Here is a 13,492-nt window from a genome sequence, read left to right as displayed (position 1 = left end):
CGCCGGTGTCCCCGTCCCCGACCGGAAGCGAGCCCACACTCGTGGCATGTGACCTGTGGCTGGTACCCCTCGTCGATGTGCTGTGCCACAGCCCCGACAACCCGTTCTCCGAAGAGATCGCCGCCTACGACAAGGCCCTGACGGAAGCGGGCCTGCCACCGGTCCCGGTCTTCAGCTATATGCCCGGCCTCTCCGGTGACGTCGCCCCGGTCGCCGGCTTCGACTACGACGCCCTGCACTTCCTGCGCCGCGCCTACCTACTGCGGCTGTGCGGCCTGGAGGTGACCCCGGTCGACGAACTGGGCGGCGACTACGAGCAGTTGCTGGAGATGTTCGAGGCCACCGCCCAGCAGTCCCACCTGGTGTGGCACTACGACCACGCGGGCGCGTACGTCCCCGTCGACTTCCCGCACCCCCTGGCCAACGACGAGCTCCTGGAGGGCGGCGGCCCGCTCGGCTCCTCCCACGGCCTGCTGCGCGACCTCGAACTGGTCGCGCCATCCCTGGGCATCGATCCGGCCAATCCCCCGCCGCCCCCGCCCCACCGGCCGGCCCCACCTCCCTGGAGGAACGGGCCACCGCCACCCCCCTGGAAAGCAGCCCCTTCGCCCGAGAACGCCACGTCTGGCTAGGCCTCCACGCCGCCGCCACCCGAAGCCTCGGCCAAGGCTCCATGATCGTCTTCAGCTGACCCACCCCACCACCACCCGCTGCCACCCATCCACGAACACCCCCACCGGCCCCCACCCACCACAACGGGAGGGGACGGGCCGGAGGGGCAGGGGTGTGGGACGTAAAGCGAAGCAGTCCCACACCCCTACCCCGGAGGCCCGTCACCGCACCCAACAGCCCCGCGCAGCGGACCCCGGCCCGCCGCAGGCGCAACGGCGAGAAAGCCAACCCGCAACCAAGCCACAGCCCCGCGCAGCGGACAAGGCCCGCCGCAGGCGCACCCGGGGCAGCAAAGCGCAGCGGACCGGCGCAGCGGACAAGGCCCGCCGCAGGCGCAACGGCGGGGGCACCGCGCAGCGGGCCACACACGTCGAGCAACCCCCACGGCGGGAAAGCCGAAATCGTGGGAGGCCTCACTCCGGCGGCCGCTGCCGAGGCATATTCGGCCGCGGCCGATACCCCGTGAACCGCCCCGGCGCAGCCGGCTCGGGGCGCGGCACCACGGCGGGAGAGCCGACCACGTGGTCCGCGGCGAACCGCAGAGAGCCGGCCCGGAACTCCGCCATCCAGTCCGCCGTTTCGGCCCGCACCAGCTCGCCGAGGTCCTCGTTGAAGCGCCGCAGTACGCCCAGGCAGCGCTCCGCCGCCTCGCCCGCCGTGCCCTCGGCCGGCCCGAGCACTTCCCGTACGCTCTCGGTCGCCCAGTCGAACTGGAGCGCCTCCAGCCGCCGCTGAATCGCCTGCGCGGTCGCCAGGTCCCGCATCCATCCGGCGGTGACCCCGAAATACCGGTCGCCGCCCACGCACACCGCGGCCAGCAGCAGCGACAGACAGCCCCAGGACGCGCCGCCCTCCCAGACCCCGGCGAGATCCAGCAGCGGCAGCGCCCCGCCGACCGTCGCCGCGGCCGCGGCGCCCAGCCGTAGTAACCGTGCGCCGCGGCGCTTGGCCACCCGGTCGTGCAGGTACCAGTCGGCGGCGCGCAGTGCGCCTTGCTCGGTCCAGAGATAGAGCGCGTCCAGACGGTCGGCCGGTTCGCCCCAGTCGCCGAGCGGGAAGACCCGTCCGGCGAGATCCCGGCGGCCGGGCCCGCCGCTCTCCCTCTGTGGGCGGCGGCTCTCCCGAGGGGGTCCCTCGGGCTGCATCTCCGGCTGACTCACCCGTGCACTCCCTCTCTACGCTCTCTGCAGATACGTGCGGTGCACGCGTGACATCCGGGACGGCCGTTGCGCGCAGTCCCCCTTCCTACCGCCGAACGGCTGGCGTCGGCCCCACGATTGCGCTCTTTCCGCCCGGAAGTGGTGCGGGATCGGGTATAAGGCCGCCGGGCATCTCACCCGAAAGAGTGGCCAACGCGGTGACGCACAGTTTCCGGCCGCCGCGGCGCCGTCCCCCTGCCGGGCCCGGCCGACGTCGGGACGGCCGGGGCTCTCGTCTAGGCTGCCCCCGTGAAGGTCCTCGTCATCGGCGGCGGCGCCCGCGAACACGCCCTGTGCCGCTCTCTGTCCCTCGACCCCGACGTCACCGCGCTGCACTGCGCTCCCGGCAACGCCGGTATCGCCGAGGTGGCCGAATTGCACGGGGTCAACGCCCTCGACGGCCAGGCCGTCGCCGAACTCGCGGTCGGCCTGGAGGCCGACCTGGTCGTGGTCGGTCCCGAGGCCCCCCTGGTGGCGGGCGTCGCGGACGCCGTACGCGACCGCGGCATCCCGGTCTTCGGCCCCTCGGCCGAGGCCGCCCAGCTGGAGGGCTCCAAGGCCTTCGCCAAGGACGTGATGGCCGCCGCGGCCGTCCCCACGGCCCGCAGCTATGTCTGCACCACCCCGGAAGAGATCGACGAGGCCCTGGACGCCTTCGGTGCGCCGTACGTCGTCAAGGACGACGGGCTGGCGGCGGGCAAGGGCGTTGTCGTCACCGAGGACGTCGAGGCCGCCCGCGCCCACGCGCTGGCCTGCGACCGGGTCGTCATCGAGGAGTTCCTCGACGGCCCCGAGGTCTCCCTCTTCGCGGTCACCGACGGCGAGACCGTCGTCCCGCTCCAGCCCGCCCAGGACTTCAAGCGGGCCTACGACGGCGACGAGGGCCCCAACACCGGCGGCATGGGTGCGTACAGCCCGCTGCCCTGGGCCGACCCCAAGCTGGTCGACGAGGTCATGGCCACCGTGCTCCAGCCCACCGTCGACGAGCTGCACCGCCGCGGCACCCCGTTCTCCGGGCTGCTCTACGCGGGCCTGGCGATCACCTCGCGCGGCGTGCGCGTGATCGAGTTCAACGCGCGCTTCGGCGACCCGGAGACCCAGGTCGTCCTCGCCCGCCTCAAGACCCCGCTGGCCGGCCTGCTGCACGCCGCGGCCACCGGCACCCTCGCCACCTTCCCGTCGCTGCGCTGGAGCGACGGCGCGGCGGTCACCGTCGTCATCGCGTCCCACAACTACCCGGACACCCCGCGCACCGGCGACCCGATCGACGGTCTCGCCGACGTCGTGGCGCAGGACGCCCCCAAGGCGTACGTGCTGCACGCCGGTACCAAGCGCGACGACTCCGGCGCGGTGCTCAGCGCGGGCGGCCGGGTGCTGTCCGTCACCGCCACCGGCTCCGACCTCACCACCGCCCGGCAGCGCGCCTACCGCGCCGTCGACCGGATCTCCCTGGACGGTTCCCAGCACCGCACGGACATCGCCGCCAAGGTCGCGGACGAGGCCGCGGGCTCCTAGCGCACAGGGCCGTGACGACGCGCGGGGTGCCCGGACGGGCCCCGCGCGTTTTTCGCGGCCGGTGACATCTCCCCTGGGACACATGGCACATACCGTGGCATATGCCTCAGGCCTGTGGGTGCAGACCGGGCCGAATCGCCCGCGGCCCGTACCCTTCCGACACCGGTTCCCGGCTTTGCCCAAAGCCATTCCATCGAGTGACCGCACCCGGTAACCGGCTGACGAGACGAAAACCCCCAACTAGGGTGCCGCGCAAGCGTCCTGTGGTGGCCGGGCCGGATTCCGGCACGGCGATCACGGTGGCGTCCGGCAAGTGGCTCACCGGCATTGCGATGTCAGTGGCCGGTGCCACAGTGGGTGGGGAGTGAGCTCGCTCCGCACAACGCGCAATTCTCGTACGTCCGTCCCGTGTTCTCTCCGTCCGGATCTTCAGGACAGCAGGGGGTGTACAGGCTCGTGGCAAGTCCGGAAACAGGCGTCCTGGCGGCGCGTGCCCGCGCCCTCGCGGTGCTGCGGATCCGCAGCACCGCGCTGGCCGTGGCACTGCTGCCCGCGGCCGTGGCCGTGGTGCTGCTCGCCGGCCGGGCGACCGGCCATCTCGGCGCGGGCCCGGGCTGGGACCTCGCCCGCTGGATCGCCGGCGGCCTCGCGGTGCTCAGCCTGCTGCTGGCCGCGCTGGTCGCCGTGGTCGTCGCGCGCGCCCGGCCCGCCCTCAGCCCGTCCGTCCCGATCTCCGAGAAGTCGGCCCCCGATCTCTACCGCCTGGTGCGTGATCTCGCCGACCGCCTGGAGGTCCCCGCGCCCTCCGCCATAGCGCTCACCCCGGACTGCGACAGCTGGCTGGAGGACCGTACGCACCGCGCGCACGGCCCGCCCCGCCGCGGCAAAGGACGGGCCGACGGGGAACGCCGGGTGCCCGAGGCGCCGGTCCTGGTCATCGGCTCGCCGTTCCTGTGGTGGATGCGGGTCGCCGAGCTGCGCGCCCTGCTGGCCCCCGTCGTCGCCGGCACCGGCCCGTCCGCACACCCCGACATAGCTGCCGCCCGCCGCTTCATCCGTGGTCTGGACGCCGCGGTCGCGGTCTCCGCCCGCGCCCGGCGCCCGGTGCGGGGCCTGCCGCTCCGCTTCGTCGGCCGGGTGGCGCGGCTGCTGCTGCGAGCCGGCCGCGAACACGCCACGATCATGGAACGGGCCGTCGCGGCCGCCGCCTCCGAGCGCGCCCAGACCGTGGACTACGGCCTGCGGATCGTCGCCCAGGAGCAGGTCGGCCTCGCCTACGCGGGCTGGGACCGGCTGCTGACCCGGGTCGCGCTGCCCGCCTGGCGGATGGGCCGCTGGCCGTCCCGGCTGGACGCCGGAGTGGTCTCCGCGCTCACCGAGCTCTCCCGCCGGGACCGCCTCGCCGACGGTTTCGCCTCCCGTCTCGGCGAGCGCCCCGCCTGCGACCTCCTGGAGGAGCCGGGCGCCATCGACCGTGCCGCCTCGCTGCTGGCCGCCCGCCTCTTCCACGGCGGCCCGGCCGAGCCGGGGCCCGACTGGTCACCGGTCGGCTGGAACCAGTACCCGGAAGAGGTCGTGGACCGGAAATGGCGCCTGGAGGCCGCCCGCCTCCACCGCGTACTCGACAACCTCCCCGCGACCGCGCTCCCGGTGGCCCCACCCGCACCGGCGGCGGCCCCGGTCCAGGACCCGGCCCCCGCCGCCCCGCCCTTCTCGTACGCCCGCACCGCCGCCCGTACGCCCGGCCACCACACGGCTGAGCACCCGCCCGCCGACGAGCCCCCCACCGGCCCGCTCGCCGACGAGCCCGCCATGGGCCCGCCCGCCACCGGCCGCCGCGAGGAACAGCCGCTCGCCCCGGCCCCCGGCCCGACCCTGGCCCGGGTCATCGACCGGCTCACCCATGACGCGTGCGCGGGCGATCTCCTGGCCGCACGGCTGGGTGCGGAGGTCGAGCGCGAGGAGCGGGAGGAGGCGGCCCGCCAGGCCGCCCGCGGCACCTCGCCGCAGGACGCCGCCATCGGCGTGGCCTGGGGCGACGGCATGGCCGAGGGCGGCCTCCCGCTGTTCCCGCTGCAACCGCCCCGTACGGGCCGCGAGCTGCTCGCCGACCACGTCACCGCCATGGTCTGCTGCGCCGCCGTCGACACCGCCGGTGCCACCCCGGGCCTGGACTGGCTCGACGGTCCGGCGCTGCTGGTCGACGGCGCCCGCCGGTCCGACCTCGGCCGCCCGGTGCTCAGCCTGGTCGACGACGGCGACGCGGAGCCGCTGCGCGGCTGGCTGACGACGATCGGCGTACGCCCGGAAAAGCCGGTCCGGCTGGTATGACACCGGTCCGCGGCGGCCGGCCGGGCGCCGGACGTCCCGGACCGCTCGCTCCATCGGCTGAATGTTCCCTTCCAGTTCGCATTTCGGGGGCGGTTGCATCTAAATTCACGACGAAGGGTGACGGAGTGGGTGCGTAATGTGATGTGCTGGGGGGCGGCCGGCCGGGTTGGTCCCGCCGGCGCAGCACCGGCCCGAGGGGCCGCGGCCGATGGGGGACGCGGGAGGGGAGTGGAAGGTGGCGACGGATCAGATCAGGCGCTGGGAGTCGGGCGCCCTCGCCCACGCGGTCACGGACCCGTTCGGCCAGGGCCCGCTGCCCTGGCTGCGCGGCAGCGAGAACTACTTCGACTCCGGCCGCATCATCCCCTGGTACGTCGACCCCGCCGTCGCCCAGGGCGATCTGAGCGTGCCCGCACCTCACAAGCACAACGGCCCGCGCACCGCCGATGACGTCCACCGCCAGATCAAGGGCTTCGCCGGCCCCGGCGCGGTGGCCCCCGGCGAGGCCATCGACTTCCGGGTCTCGGTCGACCCGCCCCAGCCGTTCAGCATCGACATCTACCGCATCGGCCACTACGGCGGCACCGGCGCCCACAAGGTCACCACCAGCCCGCGGCTGGCCGGCATCGTCCAGCCGCCCCCGCTGACCGCTGAGCGCACGGTCTCCTGCCACCACTGGTGGCTCTCCTGGCGCCTCCAGGTCCCCACCTTCTGGAACCTCGGCGCCTATGTCGCCGTGCTCACCACCGCCGACGGCCGCTACCGCTCCCACATCCCCTTCACCGTCCGCGACCACGAGCCCGCCGATCTCCTCCTGCTGCTGCCCGACATCACCTGGCAGGCCTACAACCTCTACCCGGAGGACGGCCGCACCGGCGCCAGCCTCTACCACGCCTGGGACGAGACGGGCGCCCTGCTCGGCGAGCGGGACGCCGCCACCACCGTCTCCTTCGAACGCCCCTTCGCCGGCGCCGGCCTGCCCCTCCATGTCGGCCACGCCTACGACTTCATCCGCTGGGCCGAGCGCTACGGCTACGACCTCGCCTACGCCGACGCCCGCGATCTGCACGCCGGACGGGTCGACCCGTCCCGCTACCGCGGCCTGGTCTTCCCCGGCCACGACGAATACTGGTCGGTGCCCATGCGCCGCACGGTCGAGGCCGCCCGGGACACCGGCACCTCCCTGGTCTTCCTCTCCGCCAACACCATGTACTGGCAGGTCGACCTCTCCCCGTCGCCCTCGGGCCCGGACTCCCTGCTCCACTGCCGCAAACGCCAGGGCCCCGGCCGCCCCGTGCTCTGGCGGGAGAACGGCGACCCCGAACAGCGGCTGATGGGGATCCAGTACGCCGGGCGGGTCCCCGAACCGGCCCCCCTGGTCGTCCGCAACGGCAGCCACTGGCTGTGGGAGGCCACCGGCGCCCACGAAGGCGATGAGCTCCCCGGCCTGGTCGCCGGTGAGGCCGACCGCTACTTCCCGCGCACCAGCCTCCCCAAGCACACCGAACGCATCCTGCTCGCCCACTCCCCGTACCGCGACAGCGAGGGCACCCGCCGCCATCAGGAGACCTCGCTCTACCGCGCCCCCAGCGGCGCCTGGGTCTTCGCCTCCGGCACCTTCGCCTGGTCCCCCGCCCTCGACCGCCCCGGCCACGTCGACCAGCGAGTCCAGCGCGCCACGGCCAACCTCCTCGACCGGATCTGCAAACGCGACTGAGCGCCGCCGTCGTACGCCTGGCGCGCGGCGGCCGGGAGCCGGGGCCGGGGCCTCAACTCCGGCCGAGTTCCTGCTCGCCGCCGTCGTCCCGACCGCGGCCACCCTCGCGCTGACTGCCCGCCGGGGCACCCGCCGCACCGGCTGAACACCGGGCTCCGGGGGCGCACCCGGCCCCCGTCCGTCACCTCCGGCGTGCGTGAGGGAGAATCGGTAGGACTCCTGGATCAACCTACGCGGAGGAAGCGTGCCCGGTTTTGTAGAAAAGCCTGAGCCGGTGGAGGTCCCCGGGCTCACCCACCTCCACACCGGCAAGGTGCGCGACCTCTACCGGAATGCCGCCGGTGACCTGGTCATGGTCGCCAGCGACCGGACCTCGGTCTACGACTGGGTGCTGCCCACCGAGATCCCGGACAAGGGCCGCGTCCTCACCCAGCTGTCCCTGTGGTGGTTCGACCAGCTCTCCGACCTGGTCCCGCACCACGTCCTCGGCACCGATGTCCCGGCCGGCGCCCCCGCCGACTGGGCGGGCCGCACCCTGGTCTGCAAGTCGCTGGACATGGTCCCCGTGGAGTGCGTGGCCCGCGGCTACCTCACCGGCTCCGGCCTCGCCGAATACCGGCAGACCCGTACGGTCTGCGGACTGGCTCTCCCCGAGGGCCTCGTCGACGGCTCCGAGCTGCCCGCGCCGATCTTCACCCCGGCCACCAAGGCCGCCGTCGGCGACCACGACGAGAACGTCTCCTACGAGGAGGTCGCCCACCAGGTCGGCGCCGAGGTCGCCGCCGAACTGCGGCAGACCACCCTCGCCGTCTACGGCCGGGCCCGCGACATCGCCCGCGAGCGCGGCATCATCCTGGCGGACACCAAGTTCGAGTTCGGCTTCGCCGGTGGGCAGCTGACCCTGGCCGACGAGGTCCTGACGCCCGACTCCTCGCGCTTCTGGCCGGCCGACCTGTGGCAGCCGGGCCGCGCCCAGCCGTCCTTCGACAAGCAGTTCGTGCGCGACTGGCTGACCTCTCCCGCCGCGGACTGGGACCGTACGGGCGAGGAGCCGCCGCCGGCCCTCCCGCACGAGATCGTGGAGAGCACCCGCGCCAAGTACATCGAGGCCTACCAGCGCCTCACCGGCCTCAGCTGGGCATAACGAACGCTGGGCAGGACGAAAAGGACCCCGGTCACCGACCGGGGTCCCTTTTCCTTGAGCGGACGACGAGGCTCGAACTCGCGACCTCAACCTTGGCAAGGTTGCGCTCTACCAACTGAGCTACGTCCGCACGCTCCGCGCAAAGCCCCTGGAATCAGGCGCCGCCGCGCGGTGCGGGGTCCACTATAGCCAACCCCGCTCGCGGGCGAGGCGCGCCGCGGCATGGCGGTTCTCCGCGCCCAGCTTCGCGGTCGCCGACGAGAGATAGTTCCGCACCGTCCCCGGCGACAGTGACGCCCGCGCCGCGATCTCCGTGACCGGCGCCCCGGCCTCGGCGCATTCCAGTACCTCCGCCTCCCGAACCGTCAGCGGGGACTCCCCGGCGCTTATCGCGTCCGCCGCCAACTCCGGGTCCACATAACGGTTTCCGGCGTGCACCGTGCGGATGATCTCCGCCAGCCGCTGCGCCGACACGGTCTTCGGCACGAACCCCCGCACCCCGGCCTCCAGCGCCCGCTTCAGATGCCCCGGCCGCCCGTGACTCGTCACGATCATCGACCGGCACCCCGGCACCTCACCCCGCAACGATGTGGCCACCGCCACACCATCAGCCCCCGGCATCTGGAGATCCAGCACCGCCACATCCGGCTCATGCGCCCGCGCCATCGCCCGCGCCTCCGGCCCGGTCGCCGCCTCGGCCACCACCAGCAGATCGTCCTCCAGCGACAGCAACGCCGCCAGCGCCCCACGGATCAGGTGCTCGTCATCCGCCAGCAACACCCGGATCGCCCGCTCACTCACTCCGCCACCCCGCCTCTCCTCCACCACAGACCCCCTTCCGGCACGCTCCCCGCCCCGCCCGCGCTACCCACTCGCCGCCCCCACCGGGAGTTCGACCGTCAGCCGGAAGCCGCCGTTCGGGACCCGGCCCGACGTCAGGCTCCCGCCCAAGGGACGGAGGCGTTCCCGCAGTCCCTTGAGGCCGCTGCCGGAGACCGACCCGGCGACCGCCCCGTCCGGCGGGTGGGTGACGCCGTCGTTCTCCATGGTCATCACGAGCACCGAGCGGAGCGGATCGATCCGGGTCCGCACCGCGCAGCGCCGCACCTCCGCCGCATGCCGCAGGACGTTCGTGGTGCCTTCGCGGACGACCCAGCCGAGCGCCGACTCCACCTCCGGCGACAGCTGCGCCCCCTCCTCGCCCTCGATACGGCAGTCCACCCCGGCCGCCCGCAGTATGGAACGGGCCCCCGCCAACTCCGCCTGGAGATCGGCCTTCCGGTAGCCCCGCACCACCTCCCGGACCTCCCGCTGGGCCTCCTGGGCGATCCGCTGCACCTCCACCATCTGCTCCACGGCCTCCGGCCGCTCCCGCCGCGCCAGCTGGACCGCCAGCTCGCCCTTGAGGGCGATCACCGCCAGATTCCGGCCCATCACATCGTGCAGATCCCGGCTGAACCTCAGCCGCTCCTCGGCGACCGCGAGCCGTGTCTCGGTGCTGCGGGCCGCATCCAGCTTCCAGATCACACCGAGCAGCCAGCCCGTGGGCCGCGCCAGCCCGAAGCTCCAGATACCGGCGAAGAGCAACAGGAACGCCATGGCCCCCGAACTCAGCCAGGAATGCGTGAGCAGGAAGAGCAGCGCCATGGACGCCACGGCGCTGCCGGCCAGCGCGGCCAGAAACTTCCGCTTGGACACCACCAGGCTGTGGGCCATGAAGAACGGTGTGAGGGTCGCGCCGATCGCCAGCCCCGTCGCGCCCGCACTCTCTTTGTCGGCGTGCCAGCTGACGGTGATCAGCGCGAACAGCGCGACCTCGGCGACGAGGGTCAGCACCCCCGAGACCAGCAACAGGGTGCGCGGTGTCGCCCCCCGTTCCAGATAGCGGTTCACCGCGCGGTTCAACAGTGGTACGGCCAGCGCGGCCTGAGCCACGTTCAGCCCCATGGCGACACCGGCCAGAGTGACCGGCAACGGGCTGCTGCCCGCCCGGCCCATGACGGGAGTCACCCCGCTGAGCACGGGAAGCCAGGGGAGCAGGTACAGACTGCTCCGGAAGTAGGCGTCGATCATGGCCATCTGGCCCCGCCGCCGCCACATCGCCCGTAGCTTGCCGATCATCGCTGCCGCCCCCGCCGTCCCGATCAGTCCTGCGCCGCTAGCGCCTCGGCTCCCAGTGGAACCACCGCTGGACAGCAAACAACGCGAGCCCCGCCCAGACCAAGCCGGTGATCAGCTGCCCCAGGGTCTCCTTGAGACCCTCGCCCCCGGTCCAGCCGGCCCGTATCAGCTCCATCGCCGGTGACAGCGGAAGCAGTTCGAGGAGGGAGGCCACCCGCTCCGGAAGGATGTCCAGCGGGACGACCATCCCGGACCCCGCCAGCGACACCATCATGAAGGGGAGCACGACGAGCTGAGCGCCCTCGGCCGACTTGGCGAGAACGGAGGACAACGCGGCGAACCCCACGGTCGCGGCCATGCCGAGCACCACACCGGCGATCAGGAGATGCGGCGCGGTGGGCAGACCGGCATCCAGGAGCACGCCGCCCAGGACCACCAGCAGGACACATTGCACCAGCCCCAGCAGTACCGCCGGAAGCGCGGTGCCCGCCAGTATTTCCAGGTCCCGCAGCTCACCGGTACGCAGCCGTTTCAGGACCAGCTCTTCACGCCGGGCGGTGTACGAGCCGGTGAGGCTGGAGTAGACGGCGAAGACCAGGACGTATCCGAGGGTCGCGGGCAGCAGCGCCGAGCCGACCGACAGCCCGGTGCCGGCCACCATGTTCTCGACCGCCCCTTGCATGGCGAACGCCAGGGCGACCGGGATGATCAGAGAGGTCGTCAGCGCGGCCTTGTTGCGGCCGAGAAGGATCAACTCGGCTCGCCCCACGGCGAGGAGACGCGCCGCGGTGCCGGTCTCCGCGGGGGTTCCGGCGCGCTCGATACGGCCGGCTTCCCGCACGCTTGCACTCATGAGTTCTCCAGCCCCTTTGCGATGTGCAGAAATGCCTCTTCCAGGGATGCGGACCTGACGTCCAGGTTGCCCAGCGCTATCCCCTTGTCCTGTGCCCAGACCAGGACGCCGGTCGCGGCCCGCTGGAGGTCGTCCGTCCGCAGCCGGACCGTGCGCCCATCCGTCTCATGGCCGAGGACGCCCAGTTCTCCCAGCGGCGGGAGATCACCGAGATGGAATCCGGTGGGCAGCTCGAAGGAGATGTGCGAGGGGTGTGCGGCGACGACGTCAGCCACATGCCCCGCCGCCGCGATCCGCCCCTCGTGCAAGATCGCCAGCCGGTCGGCCAGCTCCTCGGCCTCTTCGAGATAGTGCGTGGTCAGCACGATGGTGGTCCCTGAGTCCCGCAGCTCGCGGACCAATTCCCACGTGGCATGACGCGCTTCGGAGTCCAGACCGGTCGTCGGCTCGTCCAGGAACAGCACCTCGGGCCTTCCCAGCAGCGCCAGGGCGAGATCCAGCCGCCGGCGCTCGCCACCGGACAGCTGCTTGACCCGCACATCCCTGCGCCGCTCCAGCCCCACGGAGCCCAGGGCTTCGTCGACCGGGCGCGCCCCGCTGGTGCACCCCGCCCACATCCGTACGGTCTCCGCGGGCGTCAGTTCGGCGGGGAAGCCGCCCTCCTGGAGCATGACGCCCATCCGGGGCCGCACCTTGCGCCGCTCCCGGAACGGGTCATGGCCGAGGATCCGGACCTGCCCGGCCGTGGGCAGGGCCAGGCCCTCCAGCAGTTCGAGAGTGGAGGTCTTGCCCGCCCCGTTGGTCCCCAGAAGCGCGAACAGCTCCCCACGTTCGACGGAGAAGTCGATACCGCGTACGGCCTCGAAGCTCCGCTGCCCGCTGTGCCCCTTGTCCTCGCCCCGTCCTTGCGGACCCTTCGTGCGCCGGCCGCCGGCGCCGTAGCTCCTGCGCAGCCCGGTGACTTCGATCACATCGGCCCCGGAACCGGCGCTTCGTGCGCCGCCGCGGCCGACACCCCCGTTGGTTTTCTCCCCGGTGTTCATGAGTCCAGCGTTCCGCCGGATCACGGTTCCCGGCAGTGCGGGCTGTCATCGCAGCTGATGACAAATGTCAGTTGCCCTGGTGCGGAAGGGGGGAAGGGGGAGAGGTGATGCCATAGAAAGAAGGCCCCGGTCGCAATGACCGGGGCCTTCTTTATCTGAGCGGACGACGAGGCTCGAACTCGCGACCTCAACCTTGGCAAGGTTGCGCTCTACCAACTGAGCTACGTCCGCAGGCATCCACTCGGCTTTCACCGAGCGGCGCGACAGCTACTCTACCTGATCCTTTAGGAAGGTCGAGCAGTCAGAGCGGGTGACAGGGATTGCACACTGCGCCTCCCTCTTGGAAAGAGGGCGCTCTACTACTGAGCTACACCCGCGTGACTCCGTGAGGTCCGGCCTTTCGGCCTCGCCCCTCGGCGTGCTCCAGACTCTAGCTGATCAGTAGGGGTGCTGTGCAAGTCGGCTGCGCGCGGGCCGAGGGATGCCGGCAACTCCGTCAGTGATTGGCGGCGTTGAAGGCCTCGTAGACCTTCTTGGGGATCCGGCCGCGCGGCGGGACGTCCATCTGGTTGGAGCGGGCCCAGGCGCGGACGGCCGCGGGGTCGGGGTTCACCGCGGTCCGGTGGTAGGCCTTGCCGGACTTGGCCCGCTTGCGGCCGGCCTCGACGAACGGAGCGAGGGCACCGCGCAGTTTCTTCGCATTGGCGGGATTGAGGTCGATCTCGTACGACTTCCCGTCCAATCCGAAGGTGACCGTCTCTGCGGCTTCTCCTCCGTCGATGTCATCGGAGAGCGTTACTACTACGCGCTGCGCCACGGATATCGGTCCTTTCGGGGAGCAACCCCTTGTTGACATGGGGTGATGCTCCGGATCCGGCTGATTGGGATCAATGCTTT

Annotated in this window: 10 protein-coding genes, 3 tRNA genes and 1 pseudogene; 5 read left to right on the top strand and 9 right to left on the bottom strand. The window is 72.3% G+C overall.

Annotated elements, in window-relative coordinates:
- Positions 1 to 41 precede the first annotated feature (41 nt).
- Positions 42 to 691 (top strand): annotated as a pseudogene (locus QT196_RS18890) (hypothetical protein).
- A gap of 394 nt (positions 692 to 1,085) precedes the next feature.
- On the opposite strand, the gene QT196_RS18885 reads toward QT196_RS18890, so the two are convergent.
- On the bottom strand, positions 1,086 to 1,832 hold the full coding sequence (locus QT196_RS18885; RefSeq protein ID WP_168480218.1) for an SLATT domain-containing protein: 747 nt from the start codon (positions 1,830 to 1,832) through the stop codon (positions 1,086 to 1,088).
- 288 nt (positions 1,833 to 2,120) lie between these two features.
- Here QT196_RS18885 and purD point away from each other — a divergent pair, with 288 nt between their 5' ends.
- From purD to QT196_RS18865, 4 genes are all read left to right on the top strand, one after another.
- Positions 2,121 to 3,386, top strand: coding sequence for a phosphoribosylamine--glycine ligase (gene purD, locus QT196_RS18880; RefSeq protein ID WP_266737310.1), 1,266 nt, complete (start codon positions 2,121 to 2,123; stop codon positions 3,384 to 3,386).
- 456 nt (positions 3,387 to 3,842) lie between these two features.
- Positions 3,843 to 5,717, top strand: a complete 1,875-nt coding sequence (locus QT196_RS18875; RefSeq protein ID WP_290355283.1) for a hypothetical protein — start codon at positions 3,843 to 3,845, stop codon at positions 5,715 to 5,717.
- A 235-nt stretch (positions 5,718 to 5,952) separates the two neighbouring features.
- Positions 5,953 to 7,434, top strand: a complete 1,482-nt coding sequence (locus QT196_RS18870; RefSeq protein ID WP_168480216.1) for a N,N-dimethylformamidase beta subunit family domain-containing protein — start codon at positions 5,953 to 5,955, stop codon at positions 7,432 to 7,434.
- Between the two features lie 244 nt (positions 7,435 to 7,678).
- Complete coding sequence (locus QT196_RS18865) at positions 7,679 to 8,578, top strand: phosphoribosylaminoimidazolesuccinocarboxamide synthase (RefSeq protein WP_168480215.1); 900 nt, start codon at positions 7,679 to 7,681, stop codon at positions 8,576 to 8,578.
- Positions 8,579 to 8,635: 57 nt separating this feature from the next.
- Here the strand turns inward: QT196_RS18865 and QT196_RS18860 are convergent.
- From QT196_RS18860 to QT196_RS18825, 8 genes are all read right to left on the bottom strand, one after another.
- Positions 8,636 to 8,708: transfer RNA gene (locus QT196_RS18860), tRNA-Gly, on the bottom strand.
- A gap of 53 nt (positions 8,709 to 8,761) precedes the next feature.
- The gene (locus QT196_RS18855) at positions 8,762 to 9,364 is read right to left on the bottom strand and encodes a response regulator transcription factor (RefSeq protein ID WP_308438273.1); all 603 of its coding nucleotides are present in this window, start codon (positions 9,362 to 9,364) and stop codon (positions 8,762 to 8,764) included.
- Between the two features lie 78 nt (positions 9,365 to 9,442).
- Positions 9,443 to 10,699, bottom strand: a complete 1,257-nt coding sequence (locus QT196_RS18850; protein WP_290355282.1) for a histidine kinase — start codon at positions 10,697 to 10,699, stop codon at positions 9,443 to 9,445.
- Between the two features lie 37 nt (positions 10,700 to 10,736).
- The gene (locus tag QT196_RS18845; protein WP_168480212.1) at positions 10,737 to 11,552 is read right to left on the bottom strand and encodes an ABC transporter permease; all 816 of its coding nucleotides are present in this window, start codon (positions 11,550 to 11,552) and stop codon (positions 10,737 to 10,739) included.
- Positions 11,549 to 12,595: an ABC transporter ATP-binding protein gene (locus tag QT196_RS18840; RefSeq protein WP_290355281.1), complete on the bottom strand. Its 1,047-nt coding sequence runs from the start codon at positions 12,593 to 12,595 to the stop codon at positions 11,549 to 11,551. The genes QT196_RS18845 and QT196_RS18840 overlap by 4 nt, the downstream gene beginning before the upstream one ends.
- Positions 12,596 to 12,753: 158 nt before the next feature.
- Positions 12,754 to 12,826: transfer RNA gene (locus QT196_RS18835), tRNA-Gly, on the bottom strand.
- 74 nt (positions 12,827 to 12,900) lie between these two features.
- Positions 12,901 to 12,972: transfer RNA gene (locus tag QT196_RS18830), tRNA-Gly, on the bottom strand.
- A gap of 119 nt (positions 12,973 to 13,091) precedes the next feature.
- A complete protein-coding gene (locus QT196_RS18825) occupies positions 13,092 to 13,412 on the bottom strand; it encodes an Lsr2 family protein (RefSeq protein WP_030086195.1) in 321 nt (106 codons plus the stop codon).
- Positions 13,413 to 13,492: the final 80 nt, after the last annotated feature.

Origin of the sequence: Streptomyces sp. P9-2B-2 (assembly GCF_030406865.1) — a bacterium.
GTDB lineage: Bacteria > Actinomycetota > Actinomycetes > Streptomycetales > Streptomycetaceae > Streptomyces > Streptomyces platensis.
This window is presented reverse-complemented; position numbering and strand designations above follow the sequence as displayed.